The sequence below is a fragment of the Paracoccus binzhouensis genome (assembly GCF_016446475.1).
Taxonomy (GTDB): Bacteria; Pseudomonadota; Alphaproteobacteria; order Rhodobacterales; family Rhodobacteraceae; genus Paracoccus; species Paracoccus binzhouensis.
Genome location: NZ_JAEHFP010000032.1, coordinates 13,656 through 37,973 on the forward strand (window position 1 = coordinate 13,656; position 24,318 = coordinate 37,973).

Consider the following 24,318-nt stretch of genomic DNA (forward strand, 5'->3'; position numbering starts at 1 on the left):
CAGATCTAGTGTCCCGCGCGGCGAACCTCCCGCGCCGCATTGGATCCGGCCCAATGCGGTGCCTGGTTCAAGAATAAAGTTTCCCGGCTGCCGTCCGACGGTCGCCCGACCCCGCGCCCTGCGTCGGGGGCCGGCGTCCTGCGGCGCCCAGCGGGGCCAGGAATGGGGGACACACCGGCAATGAGGATCGAACGGCGCTTTACCACGGCCGAGAGCGGCGCCTATGGCGCGCTTTCCTTTACCACCACCACCAGCGAGATCCGCAACCCCGACGGCAAGATCGTCTTCCGCAACGAGGCGGTGGAGGTGCCGCAGGGCTGGAGCCAGGTGGCCTCGGACGTGATCGCCCAGAAATACTTCCGCAAGGCCGGCGTGCCGGCGCGGCTCAAGCGCGTCAAGGAAAAGGGCGTGCCGGAGTTCCTGTGGCGCTCGGTCCCCGACGAGGAGGCGCTGGCGAAACTGCCCAAGGAGGCGCGCCATGGCGGCGAGACCAGCGCCCGGCAGGTCTTCGACCGGCTGGCCGGCGCCTGGGCCTATTGGGGCTGGAAGGGGGGGTATTTTTCGAACGAAGAAGACGCCCGCGCCTATTACGACGAGATGCGCTTCATGCTGGCGGCGCAGATGGGGGCGCCGAACAGCCCGCAATGGTTCAATACCGGGCTGCATTGGGCCTATGGCATCGACGGGCCGTCGCAGGGCCATTTCTATGTCGATTACAAGACGGGCAAGCTGGTCAAGTCGGACAGCGCCTATGAGCATCCGCAGCCGCATGCCTGCTTCATCCAGTCGGTCAGCGACGACCTGGTGAACGAGGGCGGCATCATGGACCTCTGGGTCCGCGAGGCGCGGCTTTTCAAATACGGCTCGGGCACGGGCACCAATTTTTCGTCCCTTCGAGGGGAGGGCGAGAAACTGTCGGGCGGCGGGAAATCTTCGGGGCTCATGGGCTTCCTGAAGATCGGAGACCGCGCAGCCGGCGCGATCAAATCGGGCGGAACGACCCGGCGCGCGGCAAAGATGGTGATCTGCGACATGGATCACCCCGACATCGAGCAGTTCATCAACTGGAAGGTCATCGAAGAGCAGAAGGTCGCCTCTCTGGTGGCCGGCTCCAAGATGCACGAACGGAAGCTGAACGAGATCTTCGCCGCGATCCGCGGCTGGGACGGCAGCATCGAGGATGCCACCGACCCGGCCCGGAACGCGGCGTTGAAATCGGCGATCCGTTCCGCCAAGCGCAGCATGATCCCGGAGACCTATGTCAACCGGGTTCTGCAATATGCCAGGCAGGGCTTTGATTCGATTGAGTTCCCGACCTATGACACCGATTGGGACTCGGAAGCCTATGTCTCGGTCTCGGGGCAGAATTCCAACAACTCGGTCCGCGTGACGGATGCCTTCCTGCGCGCGGTCCGCGACGACCTGCCCTGGGAGCTTCTGCGCCGCACCGACGGAAAGGTGGCCAAGACCGTGTCTGCGCGCGCGCTCTGGGACCAGATCGGCCATGCCGCCTGGGCCTGCGCCGATCCGGGCATCCAGTTCCACGACACGATCAACGCCTGGCATACCTGCCCGGAACACGGACCGATCCGGGCCTCGAACCCGTGCAGCGAATACATGTTCCTGGACGACACGGCCTGCAACCTCGCGTCGATGAACCTGCTGACCTTCTGGGACGGCAAGGAATTCGACGCCGACGGCTATGTCCATGCCAGCCGGCTGTGGACCGTCACGCTGGAGATCTCGGTGCTGATGGCGCAGTTCCCCAGCAAGGAGATCGCGCAGCGCAGCTACGATTTCCGCACGCTGGGCCTGGGCTATGCCAATATCGGCGGCCTCCTGATGAACATGGGCCTGGGCTATGACAGCGAGCAGGGCCGGGCGCTCTGCGGGGCGCTGACCGCGATCATGACCGGCGTGGCCTATGCCACCTCGGCCGAGATGGCGGCCGAGCTGGGGCCGTTTCCCGGCTACAAGAAGAACGCCCGCCACATGCTGCGGGTGATTCGCAACCACCGCGCCGCGGCGCATGGCACCGGCGCCTATGAGGGCGTGAACGTGCGCCCGGTCGAGCTGGATGCCGGGAACTGCCCCGATCCGCGGCTGGTGGCGCTGGCGCAGGGCGCCTGGGACGAGGCGCTGACCCTGGGCGAGGAGCACGGCTTCCGCAACGCCCAGGCGACGGTGATCGCGCCCACGGGCACCATCGGGCTGGTGATGGATTGCGACACCACCGGCATCGAGCCCGATTTCGCGCTGGTGAAGTTCAAGAAGCTGGCCGGCGGCGGCTATTTCAAGATCATCAACCGCTCGGTCCCGGCGGCGCTGGAGACGCTGGGCTATGGCTCGGCGCAGATCGAGGAGATCATCGCCCATGCCGTGGGCCATGCGAGCCTGGGCAATTGCCCGGGCATCAACCATGCCAGCCTGATCGGCCACGGCTTCGGTCCGCGCGAGCTGGAAAAGATCGACGCGGCGCTGGCCTCGGCCTTCGACATCCGCTTCGTCTTCAACCAGTGGACGCTGGGCGAGGCCTTCTGCCGCGAGACCCTGGGCATCCCGGCCGAAAAGCTGAACGACCCCGGCTTCGATCTGCTGCGGCACCTGGGCTTCACCCGGGCGCAGATCGACGCCGCCAACGACCATGTCTGCGGCACCATGACGCTGGAGGGCGCGCCGCATCTGAAGCCCGAGCATTACCCGGTCTTCGACTGCGCCAACGCCTGCGGCAAGAAGGGCACCCGCTATCTGTCGGTGGACAGCCATATCCGCATGATGGCGGCGGCGCAGAGCTTCATCTCGGGCGCGATCTCCAAGACCATCAACATGCCGAACAGCGCCAGCATCGCCGATGCGCTGGCCGCCTACGAGCTAAGCTGGTCGCTGGGCATCAAGGCCAATGCGCTGTACCGCGACGGCTCCAAGCTGTCGCAGCCTCTGGCCTCGGCGCTGGTCGAGGATGACGAGGAGGCCGAGGAGATCCTGGCCAGCGGCAATCCGCAGGAAAAGGTGGCGGTCATCGCCGAGAAGGTGGTCGAGAAGATCATCGTCAAGGAAGCCGTGCGCAGCCATCGCGAGAAGCTGCCGCAGCGCCGCAAGGGCTATACCCAGAAGGCCATCGTCGGCGGGCACAAGGTCTATCTGCGCACCGGCGAATATGACGACGGCAAGCTGGGCGAGATCTTCATCGACATGCACAAGGAAGGCGCGGGCTTCCGGGCGATGATGAACAATTTCGCCATCGCCGTGTCGGTGGGCCTGCAATACGGCGTGCCGCTGGAGGAGTTCGTCGACGCCTTCACCTTCACCCGCTTCGAGCCGGCGGGCATGGTCCAGGGCAATGACAGCATCAAGAACGCGACCTCGATCCTGGACTACGTGTTCCGCGAGCTGGCGGTCAGCTATCTGGACCGCACCGACCTTGCGCATGTGAAGCCGCAGGGCGCGCGCTTCGACGACCTGGGCGGCGGCGAGAACGAGAGCCAGCCCAACATCGTCCCGGTGGGCGAGGGCGCCTCGCGTTCGCTGGAGATGCTGCGGCAGATCAGCTCGACCGGCTATCTGAGGAAGCGCCTGCCGCAGGATCTGGTGGCGCTGCAATCCGGGGTCTCGGTCGCGGCGGTCTCGACCGCGGACGGCGCGGCGGCGGTGGGTATCGTGACCATGGATGCGCGCGCCAAGGCCCGGATGCAGGGCTATGAGGGCGATCCCTGCGGCGAATGCGGCAATTACACCCTGGTCCGCAACGGCACCTGCATGAAATGCAACACCTGCGGCGCCACCAGCGGCTGCAGCTGAGCCGCAGCCGGGTCCGGGCGCATGGCGCGGCCGGGCCCATCCTCGAAGGAAAGGGCGAAACGATGGAATTGCTGGTCGGCATTCGGCGCATCACCCCCGCCGCCATCCACCCGATCCCCGGCGGGGTCGAGGCCGAGCTGCGCGGCGATGCGGTGCTGTCGCTGCTCGACGCCGCCTTTCACGGCGCCGGCCGGGTCGAGATCCTGGGCGGCGACCTGGACCGCCGGCCGATGGACGTGGCGGGCATCGAGATGCGCGGCGCCTCGACCCTGGTCACGCTGCTTTGCGCCGGCGAGGCCGCGCGCCTGAACTGACGGCGCATCGCCATGGCGAAACCTGTTCCGCGTCCCCCCGGATGCGGAACCTTTTTCATGCACGGCCTCCGAACCGGCATTGCCCGCAAGTCACGATCAGTTCATCCTTTGCGAGCGTGGTTCATTTGCAACGGGCTCGAAAATCCCCTTGAACATGAGCATATTGCCGTGGCGCCTGTAAAGGCCGCCCTGGCATGGAAGGAGAGAATCCACATGAACAAGCCCTCTTCCCGTCATCTTCTGACCGCTTCGGCCCTTGCCCTGCTGATGGCCTTCTCGCCCGCCCTGGCGCAGCAGGCTGCCACCCCGGGGGCCGAGGCCGCGCAGGCCGCCGCCAACGACAACCAGCCGCTGACCGCGCCCGACAGCCAGGCCCGCAAGGAACAGGTCATGCCGGAGAGCTTTGCCGACCTGGTCGAACAGGTCAGCCCGGCGGTGGTGAACATCACCACGACCTCGACCGTGGCCACGCCGCTGGCGCGCGGCCCGCAGCTGCCCGAGGGCAGCCCGTTCAGCGACCTGTTCCGCGAATTCGGCTTCCCGGGCTTCCCGGGCGACGAGGGCAGCCCCTTCGGCCGCGGCCCGATGGCCGAGCAGCGCTCGAACGCGCTCGGCTCGGGCTTCGTCGTCTCGGCCGAGGGGCTGATCGTCACCAACAACCACGTCATCGAGGGCGCCGACGAGATCGAGGTCGAGTTCTTCTCGGGCAAGACGCTGCCCGCCAAGGTGATCGGCAAGGACGACAAGACCGACATCGCCGTGCTGAAGGTCGAAAGCGACGAGCCCTTGCCCTTCGTCAAGTTCGGCGACAGCGACAAGGCGCGGGTCGGTGACTGGGTGCTGGCGCTGGGGAACCCCCTGGGGCAGGGCTTCTCGGCCTCGACCGGCATCGTCTCGGCCCGCAACCGGGCACTGTCGGGCACCTATGACGATTTCATCCAGACCGACGCGGCGATCAACCGCGGCAACTCGGGCGGGCCGCTGTTCAACATGGACGGCGAGGTGATCGGCGTGAACACCGCCATCCTGTCGCCCAATGGCGGCTCGATCGGCATCGGCTTCTCGATGGCCTCGAACGTGGTCAGCAAGGTGGTCGAGCAGCTCGAGGAATATGGCGAGACCCGGCGCGGCTGGCTGGGCGTGAAGATCCAGCCGGTGACGCAGGACATCGCCGACTCGCTGGGCCTGGCCGATGCCAGCGGCGCCATGGTCACCGACGTGCCCTCGGGGCCTGCGGCCGAGGCCGGGATGAAGGCCGGCGACGTCATCACCCGCTTCGACGGCGGCGAGGTCAAGGATCCGCGCGACCTGGTGCGCCGGGTGGCCGATGCGCCGGTGGGCGAGGCGGTCGAGGTGACCGTGCAGCGCGACGGCAAGCCGGTCGAGCTGAAGGTGACGCTGGGCCGGCGCGAACTGGCCGAGGGCACCGGCACCGGCAAGCTGGACAGTTCCGCGGAAACCGCCAGCGATCTGATGGGCATGACGGTGGTGCCGCTGACGCCGCAGATCGCCGCCGAGCTGGGCGTCTCGCGCGAGACCCGGGGCCTGGTGGTGCAATCGGTCGAGCCGACCGGCGCCGCCGCCGACAAGGGCCTGGCTCCGGGCGACCTGATCACCGAGGCCGGGCAGAAACCGGTCGAGACGCTGGCCGATCTGGAGGCGCAGGTGAAGGAGGCGCGCGAGGCCGGCCGCAAGTCCATCCTGATCATGGTGCGCCGCGCCGGCGAGCCGCGCTTCGTCGCCCTACCGGTGGAATGAGCGCATGAAAAAGGGCCGGGAGATCCCGGCCCGCAGTCAGGCGGGGCGCCGGTTCGGCGCCCCGTTTCGCATGGCTTACTGCTTGGGCGCCTCGGCCGGGGCGGCCGGCGCGGCGGGGGCCAGGTCCTTGTTGGCCTCGTTCAGCGCCGCCATGCCGGCGGTGAAGCCCTTGAGCGACAGGTCCAGCTTGACCAGCTGCTCTTTCGAGGCGCCGAAGGGCAGGACCGAGACGGTGGCCTTGTTGCCCTTTTTCAGCGGGCCGAGCTCGGCCTCTGCCAGGCCGATGCGCGAGATGCAGCCGACCCGGGCGCACAGCATGAAGGGATAGCGCGATTCCTTGGCGGCATCGACCTGCAGCCCCAGCCCGGCCTGCAGGTCGGTCTCCAGCGGCGCGACGAAGGTGATGACGGCCTGCACGTTGCCGGTCATCGGGATCACCGAGGCCTCGGCCACCGGCGAATCGTTCTGGTCCTTGAGCAGCTGGTAAAGCTCGCAGGGATCCTTGCCGCTTTCGGTCTTCATGCAGCGCAGCGTCCAGTCGCCATGCGTCGACTTGGCATAGGGCTGGCCGACCTGGGGCGCGCCATCGGCGGCGGGCGTCTCGGCGGCCGGGGCAGGGGTGGTGGCGGCTTCTGCGGCCGGGGCTTGCGCGGCCGGGGTGTCGCTGGCGGGAGCTTCGCTGGCTGGGGCTTCTGCGGCGGGCTGCGCCGGGGTCTGGGCAGCCTCTTGCGCCATCACGCTGCCGGCGCTGCCAGCCAGGGTGAAGAGGGCGGCGATCACTGCCGCGGACGTCCTATTGGCCATGGTTCTCTTCCTTTGGTCCATGCATCGGGCCCGGTCCTAGCACGGGCATGGCGGCTTGTCAGGGCGGATCGCGTCGTGCCTCGTCACCTTTGCGTGCCGCGCCGGAGCGGGCGGGATCGCGCCGGGCGGCAGAGCCGGCGACCGGGGACGCGCATGGTCCGGAACGCGAGGACCCGGGGCGCAAGACAGCGGCCCCGGGTCCCCATGTTACCTTCCCTGCCGGACTGGCCGGTCATCATTGTGCGGAAAGCTAGAGCCATGACATGGGTCCGTCAACTGTCCTAATCGACATATTGTGACATCGTGATGACCGGTCCGTGATCCGGTCAGGAAAGAGGCAACCGGACGAAAAAATGCCGCGCCCGGAGGCGCGGCAGTCCAACAGGGAGGAAGTCGGCCGACCGTGCTGGCGGCGGTCCGACAGGAACAGACTGGCACAAAATCCTTACGGTTGTATTGTCCTTTCGTCCGAGACTTGCGCTTTTTTGCCGATCCGTGGAGGAAAAATGACAGAAATCGTCGATCTGGCGGCCGGAACGGTCTTCCTGGGCGGTGGCGGCGCGGATCATGCGCAGCCGCAAAGCCTGCTGCTGAAATATGCCAACCGCCACGGGCTGATCGCCGGCGCCACCGGCACCGGCAAGACGGTGACCCTGCAGACCCTGGCCGAATCGTTCTCGCGTGCCGGGGTGCCGGTCTTCATGGCCGATGTGAAGGGCGACCTGGGCGGCATCGCAAGGGCGGGCGATCCGGCCGGCAAGCTGCACGAGCCCTTCCAGAAGCGGGCGGCCCAGATCGGCATGGCGCTGGATTACCAGGCCTTTCCCGTCACCTTCTGGGACATCTGGGGCGAGCGCGGCCACCCGGTCCGCACCACCCCGGCCGAGATGGGGCCGCTGCTGCTGTCGCGGCTGATGGGGCTGACCGATGCGCAGGAAGGGGTGATGAACATCGCCTTCCGCGTCGCCGACGAGGAAGGGCTGGCGCTGCTGGATCTGAAGGACCTGCAGGCCATGCTGGTCTGGGTCGGGCAGAACGCCAAGGAGCTGTCGCTGAAATACGGCAATGTCTCGACCGCCTCGGTCGGCGCGATCCAGCGCGCGCTGATGGTGCTCGAGAACGAGGGCGGCGGCTTGCTGTTCGGCGAGCCGGCGCTGGAGCTTGCGGACATGATGCGGCTGGACGCCTCGGGCCAGGGCATGATCAACATCCTGTCGGCCGAGAAGCTGATGAACGCGCCGCGGCTTTACGCGACCTTCCTGCTGTGGCTGATGTCCGAGCTTTTCGAGCAATTGCCCGAGGTCGGCGACCCGGACAAGCCGAAGATCGCCTTCTTCTTCGACGAGGCGCATCTGTTGTTCGACGACGCGCCGCCGGCGCTGGTGGAGAAGATCGAGCAGGTGGCGCGGTTGATCCGCTCCAAGGGCGTCAGCCTGTGGTTCATCAGCCAGAACCCGGCCGACCTGCCGGAATCGGTGCTGGGCCAGCTGGGCAACCGGGTGCAGCACGCCTTGCGCGCCTTTACCGCCAAGGATCAGAAGGCGCTGAAGCTGGCGGCGCAGAACTATCGCCCCAACCCCGAATTCGACACCGCCGAGGCCATCCAGGCCGTCGGCACCGGCGAGGCGGTGACCTCGCTGCTGGAGGCCAAGGGCGTGCCGGGCATCGTGCAGCGCACGCTGATCCGGCCGCCGCTGTCGCAGCTGGGCCCGATCCCGGATGCCGAGCGCGCGGCGATCAACGCCGCCTCGCCCATGGCGCAGAAATACGGCAAGGCGCTGGACCGCGAGTCGGCGGCCGAGCTGCTGGCCCGCCGCGCCGAGTCCGCCGCCGCGGCGGGGGCCGATGCGGGAGCCGGGGGCGCGGACGAGGATCTGTGGAAGATGGACCGCGAATACACCCGCGCGCGCCGCTACGATCCGGGCGTCCAGATCCCGCCTGAGAAGGCGAGCCGCGCGCGCGGCGGCCGGAGTTCGAACAGCGATTCGATCGCCGTGACCTTCGGCAAGAGCCTGGCCCGGCAGCTTGGCACCAGGACCGGCCAGGCGCTGGTGCGCGGCATCCTCGGTTCGCTGTTCAGGGGCAAGTGAGCGGGTTCGGCACCGGCCGGGGCGCGGCCTCGGCGGTCTCGGCCAGGATGGCGATCAGCAGCATGATGTGGCGATGCACGTCATAGCCGGCGCGGCCCGCGCGCCGGATCGCGTCCAGCTGCGCCTCCTCGGCATGCAGCCGCTTGAGGGCGGCGCCGGCCGCCGGCAGGTCTTCGCATTTCAGCACCCGGCGCAGGTCGCGGCGGCGATTCCAGCCCGGCAGTCCCAGTCGCGCCGCCTGCACCAGAAGCCGCGGCCGGCGCAGGCGCGGCTGCCCGCAGCGCGGCTGGAAAGCGATCACTTGGCCCATCATCGTCATGGCGATTTTCCCTTTTGCTTCGATTTCGGAAAATTTGCACAACCAAAGCGTGTGTTGCGCCAAGCCGGCGACCAACGCGCGGCGCGGCAAGGAATCCTTAGGAATTGTTTCGCAAACATTGCCGCATCTCGGCCTGCACCCGTCCCGGTCTGGCGAGGCGTGACACAACCCATGGGCGAGCAGCTGTCCGCTCGTCTCCAGGAAGCGAAGGAACAACCATGACGATTTTGACGGGAGATTTTGCCCCGGAAGCCCCGATCGCCGCTCTGCCCGCCGGCATCGGGGCCGCGGCCTGCAATCGGCCCGAACCCGCACCGGCCCCGCAGACCGAGGACAGCGACCTGACATTGTATCTGCGCCATGTCGAAAGCGGCGTGTCGATCCGGGCGCTGGCGCGCGAGACGGGCTGCCACGCCTCGACCATCCTGCGCCGCATCCGCCGCTTCGAGGCGCGGCGCGACGATCCGCTGGTCGACCAGGCGGTCGAGCGCGCGGCGGACCAGGGGCGGACGGCGGGGCCGGGGCGGGTCGGCGGCAAGCAGATCGCCCGCATCCTGCGCCGGCTGGCCGAGCCCGGTGCGCAGATGGTGGTGGCCGAGGGCATGGACAAGGCCATCGTGGTGCGCGACGAGATCCGCACCGCCATCCTGGACCGCGAACTGGCCGAGCACATGGCGATCCGCGGCTGGGTGCAGCTGCTGGGCCAGGGCCGGGTCAGCCGCTATGCGCTGTCGGGCCCGGGACGCGAGGCGCTGCGGGCCATGCTGGCGGCGCGGCGCGGCCGCGCCCTGCCGCAGGGCGAGGATTTCGTCATGGCCGCGCCGGTGATCGCGGAACCCGCGGCGGGAACTGCGGCCGAACCCGCGGCAGAAGCCATGGGCTGCGCCGAGGAAGCCGCCGCCTTCGACCATGCCGACCGCCACCGCCAATGGGATGAGCGCGAGATCGCCGACCCCGAGGACGGCCGCCGCCGCCGCGCCCGGGTCAACATCGCCGAAAGCCCGCTGCTGATGCTGGCGCGGCGGCGCGAACCGGACGGGCGCCCCTTCCTGGCGCCGGAGCTGGTGGCCGCCGGCGAGCGGCTGCGCGAGGATTTCGAGCTGGCGCAGATGGGTCCGCGCGTCACCCAGAACTGGGATCGGTTCCTGACCGCCGGCATCGACGTGTCGCGCGCCCTGTCCGACCATGCCGGCGGCTCGGAAGGGGCGCGCAACCGCGTCGCCGCGGCGCTGCGCGAACTGGGCCCCGGCATGGGCGACATGTGCCTGCGGGTCTGCTGCTTCCTTGAGGGGATCGAGATGACCGAGCGCCGGCTGGGCTGGTCGGCGCGCTCGGGCAAGATCGTGCTGCGGCTGGGGCTGATGCGGCTGGAACAGCACTATCGCCAGACCTATGGCTCGGGCGCGCCGCTGATCGGCTGAGGCGGCCGGGCGTGATCCCGGTCCATGAAAAAAGGGCGCCTGCCGGGCGCCCTTTTCATTGTGTCTTGTGCCAGGCCCGGCAGCCCGGATCAGGCCGCGGCCTTGGCCGGGTTGGCGCGCAGCCATTCCAGCACCGATTCCGGCGAGCTGGCGCCATAGGGATCCTCGGGGCAGTCGTCGCAGCGGCCGGGTTCCTCGAACCAGGCCTCGACGCGGCCGTCGTTGACGACGGCGGCATAGCGCCAGCTGCGGGCGCCGAAGCCCAGGTTGTCCTTGCGCACCAGCATGCCGACCTTGTCGGTGAACGCGCCCGAACCGTCGGGGATCACCTTGACGTTCTGCAGGTTCTGGGCCCTGGCCCACTGGTTCATCACGAAGCTGTCGTTGACCGACATGCAATAGATCGCGCCGATGCCCAGCTCGGCCATCTCGGCGGCGGCCTTCTCGAAGCCCGGCAGCTGATAGGTCGAGCAGGTGGGCGTGAAGGCGCCCGGCAGCGAGAACAGCACCGCGCGCTTGCCGGCGAAATAGTCGGCGGTGGTCATAGCCTGCCAGCGATAGGGATTGGGCCCGCCGACCGATTCGTCGCGGACGCGGGTCTGGAAGGTCACTTCCGGAAGCAGATCGCCTTGTTTCATGGTTGGTCCTTTCGTCATCCGCTCCTCCCTTTCGGCCGATGCTGCGGCGCGGCATCGGCGGGTCCAGATGCACCATTGCAATGGCGTTGATCAAGCCCCGAAAAACCCCTAAGTTCGGGCGACCCCAGCAAAGGATGCCGACATGGCGGATATGCCCCCGGTTCTGCGCCACCCCGAAAAGGCCCATCGTCCCGACCAGCCGCAGCCGAAGAAGCCGGACTGGATTCGCGTCAAGGCGCCGACCAGCCAGGGCTACAAGGACACGCGCGACCTGCTGCGCGAACATCGCCTGTCGACGGTCTGCGAAGAGGCCGGCTGCCCGAATGTCGGCGAATGCTGGAGCCAGGGCCACGCCACCATGATGATCATGGGCGAGATCTGCACCCGCGGCTGTTCCTTCTGCAACGTGCAGACCGGCCGGCCCGACGCGCTGGACGTGTTCGAGCCGGGCCGCGTCGCCCATGCCGTGCAGAAGCTGGGTCTGAACCATGTGGTCATCACCTCGGTCGACCGCGACGACCTGGACGATGGCGGGGCCGAGCATTTCGCCCAGACCATCCGCGCCATCCGCCATCGCTCGCCCAAGTCGACCATCGAGGTTCTGACCCCGGACTTCCTGAAATCGAAGCCCGGCGCGCTGGAGACGGTGGTCGAGGCGCGGCCGGACGTCTTCAACCACAACCTGGAGACCGTGCCCGGGCTTTATCCGACGGTGCGGCCGGGGGCGCGCTATTTCCACTCGCTGCGGCTTCTGCAGAAGGTCAAGGAGCTTGACCCGACCATGTTCACCAAGTCGGGGATCATGGTCGGCCTGGGCGAGGACCGGCAGGGCGTGCTGCAGGTCATGGACGACATGCGCGCCGCCGATATCGACTTCATCACCATCGGCCAGTATCTGCAGCCGACGCCCAAGCATCACCGCGTCGACCGCTTCGTCACCCCCGAGGAGTTCAAGGGCTACGAGAAGGCCGCCTATGGCAAGGGCTTCCTGATGGTCTCGGCGACGCCGCTGACCCGGTCCTCCTATCACGCCGGCGACGATTTCGCCCGGCTGCGCCAGGCGCGGCTGGAAAAGCTGGGTCGCGCCTGACGCTGCCCGGCCCCGGCTGGTCCGGCGCGCCGCGTCCGGTCCTGTGCCCGGCCCCGTTCCCCGATACGCCAGCCGCGCCGCCCGCCGGTGACGGCGGCGGATCCTTTCCGGACGCCTCTCCACCGCGGCCCGCTTCGTAGGTCGACCCGCCGCCTGGGCCGGCGGCGCTAGAATTTCTAATGCGATTCAGCAGAACATTCTCGTTTGCCCCTGCAGCCCCCCTCGGGGAATAAGCCCCCGTCCGGGCGCAAAGACGCCCTGGACCGACATGACCGGCCACAGCTGCCCGGCCGAACGGGATCGCGCCTGCCAGCAGCTGCGGCAGCGCCGCCCGGTCGCCGGCCGGCCAGAACCCCGGTCGTTGGAAAGGAGGACAGGCGCCGCGTTCCCCGGGATGTCCCGGCGCGCCGGCGCGGCTGCCATGGGCCTGCGGAGGAGCCACGCCGGTGGCGGGCCATGGACGGCAGGACACGCATTGCGGCGCTTTCGCCAGCCTTCGGCGGAATGCCCGGATCCGAGCCCAGGAAGGTATTTCATGGCCATTTCCCTCATCCCCGGCGCGGCGGCGACGCGCGACGCCTCCGGCAGGCTGTTCATCGACGAGGCGCCGCTGAAGCCCATCCATGTCACCGCCGCTGCCGCCGTCCTGGGCGGCGCGGCGCTGGACGGCTATGTCCTCGGCATCGTCGGGCCGGCACTTTCCATCGCCAAGCAAGAGCTGCAGCTTTCTGCGATCAGCCAGGGCCTCATCGCTTCGAGCGCGCTGATCGGAGTGTTCATCGGCGGGCTGTTCTTCGGCAACCTGGCGGACCGTTTCGGGCGCCGGCCGGTCTTCGCCTGGAACCTCGCCGCCTTCATCCTGCTGTCGCTGCTGCAGCTTTTCGTTCAGGATGTCTGGCAACTGGTGGCGATCCGGCTGGCGCTGGGGCTGGCCATCGGCGTCGAATATGCCGTCGGCTCCTCGGTCCTGGCCGAGTTCTCGCGCCGCAAGGGCAGGGGCGTGCTGCTGGGCTGCTTCTCGATCGGCTGGCAGGCGGGCTTCACCATCGCCTTTATCGTCGGCGCGTTCTATGGCGGCGACAATTGGCGGATGCTGCTGGCTTCGAGCGTGGTGCCGGCGCTGATCACCTTCGCGCTGCGGATGACCCTGCCCGAAACGCCGATGTGGCTGAAGGCGCGCGGCCGCGACGCCGAGGCGCAGGCCATCGTCGAGCGGCATTTCGGCGCGGAATACGCCATCCCGGAAGTCGATCTGAACGCCAGGCACGCATCGCCGCGCGAGTTGTTCACCGCCGAGACCTGGCGGCAGACGCTCTATTCCGGCCTCTTCTGGTTCTGCCAGGTCGGACCGTTCTTCGGCATTTTCACCTTCATGGCGCCGGTGCTCGAGTCGCTGGGGCTGAAGGACGCGACGGCGGTGGACATGTCGCTGAACGCCATCCAGATCGCCGGGGCGGTGTTCGGGGTGTTCCTGCTGCACTGGATGAGCCGGCGCGGTTTCGTGATCTGGACCTTCGCCGTCGTGCTGCTGACCTTCCTGGCGCTGGGGCTGTTCCCGCAGGCGCCAAGCTGGGCCGTCATCGCGCTGTTCTCGGTCTACATGTTCGTCGCCCCGGCTGCCAACAACATCCAGTTCGTCTATCCGCCCGAGATCTTCGACACGCATGTGCGGGCGACCGGCGTCGGCTTCTCGGCGGCGTTCTCGCGGATCTCGGCTGCGGGGGTGACCTATCTGTTGCCCTGGCTGCTGCAGCAATTCGGCTTCTCGGCCACGCTGGTGATGATGGCGGGCTTCCCGCTGCTGGGGCTGGTGCTGTCGATCCTCTGGGCGCCCGAGACCAAGGGCAGGCATCTGCGCTGAGGGAGATGCGGTCCGGCGGGTTAATACCGCTCTGGCGGAAGCCCGCTACCGGCATCAAGGCTGAAGCTGACGGTTCCCGAGGCGATCGCACGGATCCGGGATGGTCGTTTGCTTCGGGTGGGCAAGTATCTGCAGCGACCCGGATTTGCCTCGGTTCTGGTCAATCTCGGCCATGCCGGACAGCAGGGCGAGGCGATTTCCCTGGTTGTCTTCGCCAGTTCTCAGGGGTTGCGCACTGCCGAACTGGCGACGTTCATCCGGCGGATGGGCTTGCCCTTCCGCCGGCTCCGTGGGCCGCGCGGCGGCGATCAGTTGCGGTTGACGGCGACCGACCGGCAGGCATTTCACGACCGCTTCATCAGTTTTCGTAGCTTGGGGATCAGGGCGCGCCTGGACCGGGACAGTCTCCGGCAGCGCCTTGATGCGCGCGGAACCGTCCTGGCGGGCGGCAGCGTGCGCAAGCTTATATAACTGAAAAAATAGAAAAAAGATGACGTCTGAAGGGCTGATGCTGCAGGCTCATACCAATCTTTGCAGGCGACGCCGAACTTTCTCGGTTCAAAGCTCTATTCTGACGCCTGCGCAGCAGTTCCGACCTGGATCGGCAGATCAGGTGCAGGATCGCTGGTCGAGGCAGAGCAGCGAAGCCTCCGTTCTCATCACGATTTTCGGCTTTGCACGGTCGGTCTGTTGAACTAGGGAGGAATGCAATCGGTCAGCCTCCCGCGTCTCTGCGCTGCCAGCCGACGTTTCTGCAATCGGCAGCGGCATGGGGCGGGCAAGGTGGAACGGACGGGTCTGGACTGGTTGTTTTGCGCCCATCGCGGGGATGTCAGTTCCTATCTGGCCCGGATGCTGCGCGACCCCGATCTGGCCGAGGATCTGACGCAGGACGCGTTTCTGCGCTGTTGCACCGCACTGCAGGCCGGTAGCAGGCCGGACAATCTGCGGGGCTATCTCTATCGCATCGCGCGCAATATCGCTGTCGATCACCTGCGGCTGCAAAGGCGGCGCCGCACCGACATGCCGGGCGATCATGTCCTTGCCGCCATTGCCGACCCCCGGCCGGGGCAGGAGCGTCGGATGATCGACCGCGAGCGGTTGAAGGTCTTCCTGCGGGCGCTGGCCGGCCTGCCCGACAAGACGCAGCGGATTTTCGTGCTGCACCGCATCAAGGGGTTCAGCTATCGCGAGGTGGCGCGGCATATGGACCTGTCGGAAAGCTCGGTGCAGAAGCATCTGGCGCGGGCGCTGTTCGAGGTCACGCGCCGCTTGCGGGAATATGAGGACGGCTGATGAAGGGGCAATCCAGCGACAGCTCGCGGCCCGGCGGGGACGCCGAGGCCGAGGCGGCGGAATGGGTGATCCGGCTGGCTGATCCCGAGGCGGCGGACGAGGCGCGGGCCGCCTTTCGCGACTGGCTGGGCCGCGATCCCGCGCATCACGGCGCCTTCGAGAACGCACGGCGCACCTGGCAGGAACTGGGCCTGATCGGCAGCATGGCCCGGCGCCGCCGCGGGCGCGGTACGCTTGCCCTGGCCGCGCTGGCCGCCGGGCTCTCGCTCTGGTTCTGGCAGGACGATCTGCGCATCCGGCTGCGGGCAGATCATGTCGCGGCGGTGGGGGAAAACCTCGCGATCATGCTTCCGGACGGCAGCCGGGCCGAGCTTGCCTCGGGCGCAGCCCTGGCCGAGGATTACGACGGCACACAGCGGCTGATCCGGCTGCTGGAGGGCAGGGCCTATTTCACCGCCGCTCCGGCCGCGCAGCAGCAGGGCCGCCCCTTCGTGGTCGAGGCGGGCGGCATCCGCATCACTGCCCTGGGCACGCAGTTCTCGGTCGATCTGCACGAGAACGAGGTCGCGGTGCTGGTCGCCGAGCACAGCGTCCGGGTCGAGCCCATCGCCGGCCCTGCGGCCTCGGTCGTGCTGGCCGAGGGCATGGGCGTCGATGCCCGGCCCGGGCTCATCCCCACCCCCACGCTGCGCGACATGGATTTCGCCAATGCCTGGCGTTCGGGCGAGCTGGTCTTTGACGACCGGCCCTTGGGCGAGGTGGTGGCCGAGCTGAACCGCTATCGCCACGGCCGCATCGTCCTGCGCGGCAAGGATCTGGCCGCGCGCCGGGTCAGCGGCGTGTTCCATACCGACGACATCGGCCAGGCGGTGGACCGGATCGCGGGGGAGCTGGGCCTGCGCCGCCTGTCGGTTCCGCCGCTGGTGACGGTGCTTTACTGAACCACGAAAAAATTCGCGTCCGGCATTACCGGATCGCGCGCCGGATTCGTCCTTTTCCTGAACCCGCCCCGCAGAGGGCCAACGATCGGAGAGGGACCGTGAACAGACAGATCAGCCGCATCGCCCTGATCGCCGCGCTTGGCGGCGTGGGAATCGCCACGCAGCAACTGGAGCCCGCGATGGCGCAGGAGGCCGCGCAGACCCGCGCCTTCGATATCCCGGCACAAAGCCTGAACGGCGCGCTTTTGCGTTTTGCGCGCGAGGCCGGGGTGCAGGTGCTTTACGATACCGCCCTGGTGCAGGGCCGCCAGAGCCCCGGCGTCAGCCGGCGGATGACCACCAGCGCGGCGCTGGAGCGATTGCTGCAAGGCTCGGGCCTGGGTTTCCGGGTGAACTCGCCGCAGTCGATCTCGCTGGTCGCGCCGCAGGCGGCGGCCGAAACCCCTGCCGATACCGTGGTGCTGGACGAGATCCGGCTGGACGCGGGCGGCGCGGTGACCGAGGGCACCGGCAGCTACACCACCGGCCTGACCACGGTCGCGACCGGCCTGCCGCTGACCATGAAGGAGACGCCGCAGTCGATCAGCGTCGCCACCCGGCAAAGCATGGACGACCAGAACCAGCGCAGCATTTCCGAGGTGCTGGAGGATACCGCCGGCATCACCGTCATGCCGATGGATACCGAGCGGCGCAGCGTCTATGCGCGCGGCTTCTCCAGCCCGACCTACATGGTCGATGGCCTGCCGGTCTGGTATCGCATCCAGTATGGCTCTGGCCCCAGCATGGCCGACATGGCGATCTATGACCGTGTCGAGGTGCTGCGTGGCGCCACCGGGCTGATGGCCGGGGCGGGCGAGCCTTCGGTCGTGGTCAACATGGTGCGCAAGACGCCGACCGCTACGCCGCAGACGCAGCTGCGCTTTTCGGCCGGCAGCTGGAACACCGTCCGCAGCGATCTCGACATCAGCGGGCCGTTGAACGCGGACGGCTCGATCCGCGGCCGCTTCGTCGCCGCGCATGAGCAGGGCGATTCCTGGCTGGACCGCTACGAACGGCGCAAGACCGTGCTTTACGGCACCGTCGAGGCCGATGTCGGCGATGCCGGCACGCTGAGCGCCGGCTATGATTTCCAGCGCTCGCGCACCCGCAACCACCAGTTCGGCGGCCTGCCGCTGATCGCCAATGACGGCTCGCAGCTGGATTATGATACCAGCACCAACGCCGGCGGCGGCAACCTGCCGCTGACCCAGACCACGCAGACCCTGTTCCTGCGCTATGCCCAGGACTTCGGCACCGGCTGGCAGGCGGTGGGCGACCTGTCCTTCTACAAGGCCGAGCGCAAGGGCTATCTGGCCTCGGCCAGCTGGGGCTCGCCCGATCCGCAGGGCTATGGCGTGCAGACCGTCGGCGGCTATGCCGATACCGATACCGAGCAGACCGCGCTGTCGCTGACCGCCTCGGGCCCGGTCGAGCTGTGGGGCCGCAGCCATGACCTGCGCTTTGGCATCACCGGCAATTGGGGCAAGGACAACCACAAGGCCTATTCGGCCTTCGACGGGACCGAGATCGACTATCAGCCGATTACCGGCTCGATCTTCGACTGGGACGGCCATGTGCCGAACCTGATCCAGCAGGCCGGCTATGTCAGCTATGTCAGCGATACCGAGATCGACCAGGTCGCGGCCTATGGCTCGGGCCGCTTCGGCCTGACCGACCGGCTGAACCTGATCGCCGGTGCGCGGGTGGTCTGGTATGACTACGACTATACGACAAAGAACCTCGACAGCGGCGCGACCACGCATCAGCAGATCAGCCGCAATGGCGAATGGATCCCCTATGCCGGGCTGACCTATGACCTGAACGACGACTGGTCGGTCTATGCCAGCTATACCCGGGTCTTCAAGCAGGCGAGCTATCGCGACAAGGACAACCGGATCGTGGAGCCGACCACGGGCTCGAATTACGAGCTGGGCACGAAGGCGAGCTTCGCAGATGACCGGCTGAACTTCGCTGCGGCGATCTATCTTCTGGAGCAGGACAACCTGCCCGTCCGCGACCGCAGCGTCAGCTATCAGTTGCCCGACGGCTCGAACCCCTACAAGTCCATCGACGGCACCCGCAGCAAGGGGTTCGAGATGGAACTGGCGGGCGAGATCCGGCCGAATATCCAGCTGGCCGCCAGCTATGCCTATACGACCGCCAAGGACGGCGACGGGCTGCGCATCTCGACCGTCACGCCGCGCCATTCGGTCAAGCTGTCGGGAGTTTATGCCTTCGAGACGATGCCCTTGACCCTGGGCGCCAGCCTGCGCTGGCAAAGTGCCATCGAGAACACCTGGGTCTGGCCCGTCACCGGCACGGCGCGGCAGGGCTCCTATGCGGTCGTCGGGCTGATGGCACGCTATGATTTCCGGAACGGCATGAGCGCCAGCCTGAACATCGAGAACCTGTTCGATCGCAAATATCTGTCCTCGATCGACGAGACCTATGCCACCGGCAATTACGGCGCGCCGCGCAACGCGACGCTGAGCCTGGACTATCGGTTCTGAGCATTCTGTGCGAACAAGGGGACACATGACCCAATTGAGGCAGTCCCCAAGAAGGACCGTTCCTGTGGATCGGTGCCGATGCCAACCTGGATGGTCACGGAAATTCTGTGGCCCATCTGACAGCTTGCACGGTCTCTGGTCCGACGCCGCCCCGGCCGCGTATTTCAGGCGCTAGGCGCCGCAGCCCTGTTCCCGTCCCATGCGCTTCACATGATCTGTAATACCAACGGATTCGAGCACCGCCTGACCATCCGTGGACGAACGGCCAGGTCAAGCGGGCGTTGTTGCAGAACACTGACGGTGAAGGGTTCCCATCACGGATCCATGCGGTTAGACGGGCGGCATGAGCAAGCCCGAGCCGGCCCGCTAGCGCACAACGAACTGGCCCGCAACGATGCGTTCAGGCCGCGCGGGTCGCTGCTGATCTGGCTGGACAGGGAGATGGCCTGGCTCGCGCCGCATGAGGGTCGCCCTGGGCGCCCGCCGGTCTTCTCGAATGCGGCGATCCAGTTCTGCCTGTCGATCAAGGTGCTGTTCAAGCTGCCGCTCAGACAGACCGCCGGAATGGTCTTCAGCCTGTTGCGGCTGGCCGGGCTGGACTGGCCCGTTCCGGACTATTCGACCCTGTGCCGCAGGCAGAAGACCGTGGAGGTGCATATCCCGTATCGCCGCGCTGCCGGGCCGCTGAACCTGCTGGCGGACAACACAGGGATCAAGTTCCTCGGCGACGGGGAATGGCGGGCGCGCAAGCATGGTGTTCAGAGCCGTCGCCAATGGCGCAAGGTCCATCTGGCCATGGACGCCGCCACATCCGACATTCGCGCGGTCGAGTTCACCCCCAGCCGGGAAGGCGACAGCCCCGTCCTGCCGGACCTGCTGGGCCAGATCCCCGAAGATGAGGAGATCGGCACCGTGATCGCAGACGGCGCCTACGACACCCGCTGCTGCCACAGCGCCATCATCGCGCGCGGTGGCACGGCAATCATCCCGATCCGCAGGAATGGTCGACCGTGGAAGGAGGACTGCCCAGCCGCCCGGGCCCGAAACAGAACCCTGCGCGCCACGCACCACTACGGCCGCGCGTTCTGGAAACGATGGACAGGATACCATGCCCGCAGCCGAGCCGAGGCAAGGATGTGCTGCCTCAAGGCATTCGGCGAGCGCATCGCCGCAAGAGACCCAGACCGCCAAACCGCCGAAATCCACATCCGCGTCGCACTCTTGCACCGCTTCAATGCCCTCGGCACCGCCGAGATCGTCCGCGTGGTCTGCGCTTGAAGGGAGAAGGGGAAGTCGCGCCTCAATCCGACTTTCTGCAACAATGCCCTTATGATCCGAGAACGAGTCCTGACTCGCGGAGACAATCATGATTGATTGGAGCAGTTCTTAACAATTCCTCAATCTTTCAGCGGCGTCGCGGAGCACGTCTGACACTGCGGGATGAAGCACCTGAGCAAGCGCTTCGTAGCGGATGGCGGCGCTCACCCTCCGCTCTTGAGTGTGCAAATGCTCCAGGGGGGCGCCGAGCAGGACTTCAAGCAGGAAAGCACGAAGGGCATCTTCGTTGGTTTGCTTCCATTTTGTCGTCATGACGGCGCCCCTTCGCTGAGTATCCCGGATGCCTATTGACCTACGAGAACGTGTCCAGCGGAAAGCCGGTGACGCGCTTGGGTCGGGGCGGCGCGTAGGTGCGCACCTTCGAGGTCTTTAGCCCCAGCCGGACCAACGATTCGGCGATGGTGACTGCTGAAGCCACGCCATCGACGACAGGGACGCCGGTGCGCTCGCGCACCTTGGCCTCCAGTTCGGCCATGCCGCCGCAGCCGAGGCAGATCACCTCGGCATGGTCGCGTTCGACGGCGGCGGCGGCCTGTTCGACGATGGCCTCGACCGCGCGCTCGGGCTGGGTCTCAAGCTCCAGCACTGCCATGCCGCTGGCCCGGACCGAGGCGCAACGCGCGTCAAGCCCGGCCAGCTTCAGCCGGTCCTCGATCATCGGCACCGCCCGGTCCAGCGTGGTCACGACCGAATATTTGTGCCCCAGGAACATGGCGGTCGAGGCGGCGGCCTCGGTGATGTCCACCACCGGCACCTCCAGCAGTTCCTGCAACCCTTCGCGGCCATGCTCGCCATAGCCGGCCTGGATCACCGCGTCGAAGGGCTGGTCGTAGCGCATGACCGCATCCATGACGCCGACGGCGGCAAGGTAGCTTTCGAAATTGCCCTCGACCGACTCCGCGCCGAAGCGCGGGGTCAGGGCGACGATCTCGGTTCCCGGGGCGGCGGCCTTCCGGGCCTGGACGCCGATGCCGTGGGTCATCGTCTCGGTCGTGTTCACGTTCACAACAAGGATACGCATGTCTTCTCCGTCTCGGGATCAGTGATTGGTGGCTACGGCGATGGCCTCGCCATCCCGGTCGGCGTAGGTCAGGCCCTTGGGCGCGATCAGCCAGTAGAACAGCGCACCCAGCCCGGCGGCGATGAACCACGAGAACTGTGACAGCGCATGCAGTGCCGGTAGGAAGGCGAACATCAGCGAGATCGCGGCCGAAGGGATCAGCGCCTTGATCGCCGCCGGGTTGATGCCGTTCACATAGTGATAGGGGCCGGCCGTATCGTCGCTGTAAAGCGCCGGCACGTCCACATGCTGTTTGCGGATCAGCCAATAGTCGGCCATCACGATCCCGAACAGCGGGCCGAGAAACGCCCCCAGGCCGCCCAGGAAATAGACGATCACGATCGGCGAGTTGTAGAGATTCCAAGGCAGGATCACGAAGCCGATGACGGCGCTGACCACGGCGGCGCGGCGGAAGTTCAGGTGCCGCGGCATCAGGTTCGCCAGCGCGAAGGCGGGGGCGACGAAATTCGCCATCAGGTTCACCGCGATGGTCAGGATCAGCAGCGACAGGCTGGCCAGGATCAGCAGCGGCTTGTTCGGGATCTTCTGCACCACATCGGTCGGGCTCTGGATCAGCGTGCCGTCGATCACCAGCTGCCCGCCGGTCAGGATCACCACGATCATGCCAAAGATCAACATGTTGATCGGGATGCCCCAGAAATTGCCCATGACCACCGCCCGGCGCGAGATCGCGCCGCGGGTGAAGTCGCAGAAGTTCAGAACGAAGGTTCCGTAGATCGCCACCCAGAGCGAGGCGCCGCCCAGGATCTGCGCCCACATCGCACCGCCCGTCAGCGGGTTCGGCGGCGACCAGCGCAGCGCGCCGCCCGAGCTGTAGAGCACCCAGCCGGCCAGCGCGACGAAGGTGATGAGGATGATCGGGCCGGCGAAGGCTTCGTATTTGCGGATGCTTTCCATGCCGTAGCAGGCGATGATGACCTGGACGATCCACAGGATGCTGAAGCTGATCCAGCCCAGCACCGACAGGCCCAGCACCATCTGCTGCGACAGCGGCGCCAGGCTGGGGATCAGCGCGATCAGCAGCACGTCCAGCACCATCGAGGCCAGATAGGTCTGGATACCGAACCAGACGATGGCGACACCGCCGCGGATCAGCGCCGGGATCTGTGCGCCGCGCGTGCCGAAGCTGATGCGGCTCATCACCGGGAAGGGCACGCCGGTCTTGATGCCCATGTAGCCCGACATGTTCAGCAGGACGAACAGGAACAGCGCGCCGAAGCTCAGTGCGCCCAGGATCTGCCAGGCGCCCAGGCCAAGCGCGAAAAGCCCGATGGCAAAGGAATAATTTCCCAGGCTGTGCACGTCGTTGGCCCAGAGGGCGAAGATGTTATAGGTGCTCCAGGTCCGCCCCTGTTGCTTGGTGGGTGCAAGGTCCTGGTTGTAAAGCCCGGGCGAAACCCCGGGCGGGATGGTTTCGTGCAGGGCGACGCCATGCAGGTGCTCGTGGCCGGTCTCGGCGGTGTTCGGATTCATCGCCGGCTCCTCCCGTTGCGCGGCCGGGCCGGATCATCCACAAGGACGGTGTCATGTTTTGCCGGCTGAGGCTTGCGCGAAAGCCTTGCCGCAGGGCGCGCCGCATTGCGACGGCCCAAGACCGTGATCGATGCCATGGTTACCTCCCGTTTCCTCTGGCAGCCGGCCCTTCCCCGGCACGGCAAGCCGAAACCTGGGCTTGCAGATAAAATGTTAGATGATATCTTTGTTAAACGTCTATTTAGAATGTCAGATATCACCTTATAGGAATTCTTTAAAATTTCCGCTTGGAATCATGACAGACTGACGGTGCCGGTAGGGGAAGACGGATGGACGACATGCTGAACACGCGGGCGCTGGCCGCATTGACCCGGGCGCTGCGGCAGGGAGAGTTGCGCGCGGGCCAGTTCCTGTCGATGCCCCAGCTTGTCGATATCCTCAAGTTGCCGCTGGCGGCGGTGCGCGAGGCGGCACGCCATGCCAGCAGTTCGGGCTGGCTTGAGATCATCCCCAAGCGCGGGGTGCAGATCCTCGAGGCGCGGCCCGAGGTGATCCGCGACAGCCTGGACCTGCGCATGGTGCTGGACCAGGAAGGGGCGCGGCGCAGGATATCGAACGACGCGCGACCGGAATCGCTGCCCGCCCTGCGCCAGGCGCATGAGCAGATGCTGGCCGCCGCGCGCGGTGCGCCGGCGCCCGAGCTTTCGCCGCGGGCCATCAAGGTCGATCTGTCGCTGCACGACTTTCTGGCCGAGGGGCTGGACAATCCGCTGCTGCGCGCAAGCTACGACGCCAACCGCATCCGCATCGCCATCATCCAGCGCGCCCGGCCCTTCGTGCAGGAGCGGATCCGCTCAGCGATGGAGGAGCATCTTGCGATCATCGACGCGCTGGAACGCCGCGACGCGCCGGGCGCGGTCGAGGCCATCGCCCATCATTGCGAACGCACACAGCATTGGTGGGGTGTGCTCACCTATCGACAGGCGGACTGATTACGCTGGTTACGTTGACTTAATCAAAGGATTCCACGAGGGCCACATGGAACTTCTCCGGCACAGGGGGGCTTCATGTGGCATTCGTCATCGGTGCCCATGCTCCGTCCCGCATGGAACCGCGCCGGATTTGCCGGGTGCTCCCACTCCTGAACGGGATGGAGCACCCTGAGCAAGACGCCGAAGAATTCTTCTCCGGAAGTGCGCGAGCGCGCGGTTCGGCTGGTCCTGGACAATGAGGGCCAGCATGGATCGCGCTGGCTGGCGGTGATGTCGATTTCCGCGAAGATCGGTTGTGCGCCCCAGGCCCTGAACGAGTGGGTCAGGAAGGCAGAGGTCAACAGCGGCAAGCGCGCGGGCATCCCGAGCAATCTGGCCGAGAAGACGAAGGCGCTGGAGCGGGAGATCTGCAGCAGACTTACGAAGTGGCTGGCTCGCACTCCTTCATGATTGTGTGCAGGATCTACCACTACTTTGGCAGAAGTTTGTTGAGTATTTTTCGCCACTTCCTACGGCAGTGGGGACAGTTGGGCGGCGGCTGACTGAGCTGGATCA

The 24,318-nt window shown here is 66.9% G+C and carries 18 protein-coding genes and 2 pseudogenes; 14 read left to right on the top strand and 6 right to left on the bottom strand.

Annotation, left to right across the window (positions count from 1 at the left end):
* Positions 1 to 180: 180 nt before the first annotated feature.
* The 3 genes from I9P22_RS09745 to I9P22_RS09755 all read left to right on the top strand — a co-directional run bounded on the left by I9P22_RS09745 (position 181) and on the right by I9P22_RS09755 (position 5,870).
* Complete coding sequence (locus I9P22_RS09745) at positions 181 to 3,798, top strand: vitamin B12-dependent ribonucleotide reductase (protein WP_199259294.1); 3,618 nt, start codon at positions 181 to 183, stop codon at positions 3,796 to 3,798.
* Between the two features lie 62 nt (positions 3,799 to 3,860).
* On the top strand, positions 3,861 to 4,112 hold the full coding sequence (locus I9P22_RS09750) for a hypothetical protein (protein ID WP_199259295.1): 252 nt from the start codon (positions 3,861 to 3,863) through the stop codon (positions 4,110 to 4,112).
* A 213-nt stretch (positions 4,113 to 4,325) separates the two neighbouring features.
* On the top strand, positions 4,326 to 5,870 hold the full coding sequence (locus tag I9P22_RS09755) for a DegQ family serine endoprotease (RefSeq protein ID WP_199259296.1): 1,545 nt from the start codon (positions 4,326 to 4,328) through the stop codon (positions 5,868 to 5,870).
* Positions 5,871 to 5,945: 75 nt separating this feature from the next.
* Here I9P22_RS09755 and I9P22_RS09760 read toward each other — a convergent pair whose 3' ends face one another.
* The gene (locus I9P22_RS09760) at positions 5,946 to 6,674 is read right to left on the bottom strand and encodes an invasion associated locus B family protein (RefSeq protein WP_199259297.1); all 729 of its coding nucleotides are present in this window, start codon (positions 6,672 to 6,674) and stop codon (positions 5,946 to 5,948) included.
* A 506-nt stretch (positions 6,675 to 7,180) separates the two neighbouring features.
* On the opposite strand from I9P22_RS09760, the gene I9P22_RS09765 reads away from it, so the two are divergent.
* Entirely contained in the window at positions 7,181 to 8,764 is a 1,584-nt protein-coding gene (locus tag I9P22_RS09765; RefSeq protein WP_199259298.1) for a helicase HerA-like domain-containing protein, read from the top strand.
* Here I9P22_RS09765 and I9P22_RS09770 read toward each other — a convergent pair.
* The gene (locus I9P22_RS09770) at positions 8,751 to 9,083 is read right to left on the bottom strand and encodes a DUF6477 family protein (RefSeq protein ID WP_199259299.1); all 333 of its coding nucleotides are present in this window, start codon (positions 9,081 to 9,083) and stop codon (positions 8,751 to 8,753) included. The genes I9P22_RS09765 and I9P22_RS09770 overlap by 14 nt on opposite strands.
* A gap of 218 nt (positions 9,084 to 9,301) precedes the next feature.
* On the opposite strand from I9P22_RS09770, the gene I9P22_RS09775 reads away from it, so the two are divergent.
* Positions 9,302 to 10,504, top strand: a complete 1,203-nt coding sequence (locus I9P22_RS09775) for a DUF6456 domain-containing protein (protein WP_199259300.1) — start codon at positions 9,302 to 9,304, stop codon at positions 10,502 to 10,504.
* Positions 10,505 to 10,593: 89 nt separating this feature from the next.
* Here I9P22_RS09775 and I9P22_RS09780 read toward each other — a convergent pair whose 3' ends face one another.
* Positions 10,594 to 11,142, bottom strand: coding sequence for a peroxiredoxin (locus I9P22_RS09780; RefSeq protein WP_199259301.1), 549 nt, complete (start codon positions 11,140 to 11,142; stop codon positions 10,594 to 10,596).
* Positions 11,143 to 11,284: 142 nt separating this feature from the next.
* On the opposite strand from I9P22_RS09780, the gene lipA reads away from it, so the two are divergent.
* The 7 genes and pseudogenes from lipA (at position 11,285) to I9P22_RS09815 (ending at position 20,157) form a co-directional block, all read left to right on the top strand.
* A complete protein-coding gene (gene lipA, locus I9P22_RS09785; protein ID WP_199259302.1) occupies positions 11,285 to 12,232 on the top strand; it encodes a lipoyl synthase in 948 nt (315 codons plus the stop codon).
* A 535-nt stretch (positions 12,233 to 12,767) separates the two neighbouring features.
* On the top strand, positions 12,768 to 14,093 hold the full coding sequence (locus I9P22_RS09790; protein ID WP_199259303.1) for an MFS transporter: 1,326 nt from the start codon (positions 12,768 to 12,770) through the stop codon (positions 14,091 to 14,093).
* Between the two features lie 117 nt (positions 14,094 to 14,210).
* Positions 14,211 to 14,564, top strand: a complete 354-nt coding sequence (locus I9P22_RS09795; protein ID WP_199259304.1) for a hypothetical protein — start codon at positions 14,211 to 14,213, stop codon at positions 14,562 to 14,564.
* 312 nt (positions 14,565 to 14,876) lie between these two features.
* Positions 14,877 to 15,389: an RNA polymerase sigma factor gene (locus tag I9P22_RS09800; RefSeq protein ID WP_199259305.1), complete on the top strand. Its 513-nt coding sequence runs from the start codon at positions 14,877 to 14,879 to the stop codon at positions 15,387 to 15,389.
* A complete protein-coding gene (locus I9P22_RS09805) occupies positions 15,389 to 16,330 on the top strand; it encodes a FecR family protein (RefSeq protein ID WP_199259306.1) in 942 nt (313 codons plus the stop codon). The genes I9P22_RS09800 and I9P22_RS09805 overlap by 1 nt, the downstream gene beginning before the upstream one ends.
* A 98-nt stretch (positions 16,331 to 16,428) precedes the next feature.
* Positions 16,429 to 18,879, top strand: a complete 2,451-nt coding sequence (locus I9P22_RS09810) for a TonB-dependent siderophore receptor (RefSeq protein ID WP_199259307.1) — start codon at positions 16,429 to 16,431, stop codon at positions 18,877 to 18,879.
* Positions 18,880 to 19,222: 343 nt separating this feature from the next.
* Positions 19,223 to 20,157 (top strand): annotated as a pseudogene (locus I9P22_RS09815) (IS5 family transposase).
* Positions 20,158 to 20,265: 108 nt separating this feature from the next.
* Here the strand turns inward: I9P22_RS09815 and I9P22_RS09820 are convergent.
* Genes I9P22_RS09820 through I9P22_RS09830 form a run of 3 tightly spaced genes read right to left on the bottom strand, consistent with a single transcriptional unit; the run spans position 20,266 to position 22,771 of the window.
* Positions 20,266 to 20,469 carry a hypothetical protein gene (locus tag I9P22_RS09820; RefSeq protein WP_199259308.1) on the bottom strand — a complete coding sequence of 68 codons (204 nt, stop codon included), beginning with the start codon at positions 20,467 to 20,469 and terminating at the stop codon, positions 20,266 to 20,268.
* Positions 20,470 to 20,509: 40 nt separating this feature from the next.
* Positions 20,510 to 21,238 carry an aspartate/glutamate racemase family protein gene (locus tag I9P22_RS09825; RefSeq protein WP_199259309.1) on the bottom strand — a complete coding sequence of 243 codons (729 nt, stop codon included), beginning with the start codon at positions 21,236 to 21,238 and terminating at the stop codon, positions 20,510 to 20,512.
* An 18-nt stretch (positions 21,239 to 21,256) separates the two neighbouring features.
* On the bottom strand, positions 21,257 to 22,771 hold the full coding sequence (locus I9P22_RS09830) for an NCS1 family nucleobase:cation symporter-1 (protein WP_199259310.1): 1,515 nt from the start codon (positions 22,769 to 22,771) through the stop codon (positions 21,257 to 21,259).
* Between the two features lie 329 nt (positions 22,772 to 23,100).
* Here I9P22_RS09830 and I9P22_RS09835 point away from each other — a divergent pair, with 329 nt between their 5' ends.
* Both I9P22_RS09835 and I9P22_RS09840 read left to right on the top strand, forming a co-directional pair.
* Positions 23,101 to 23,763 (top strand): GntR family transcriptional regulator, encoded by a 663-nt coding sequence (locus tag I9P22_RS09835; RefSeq protein ID WP_233253306.1) that lies wholly within the window; start codon positions 23,101 to 23,103, stop codon positions 23,761 to 23,763.
* Between the two features lie 168 nt (positions 23,764 to 23,931).
* Positions 23,932 to 24,168, top strand: a pseudogene (locus I9P22_RS09840) (IS3 family transposase); the annotation flags it as partial.
* Positions 24,169 to 24,318 lie beyond the last annotated feature (150 nt).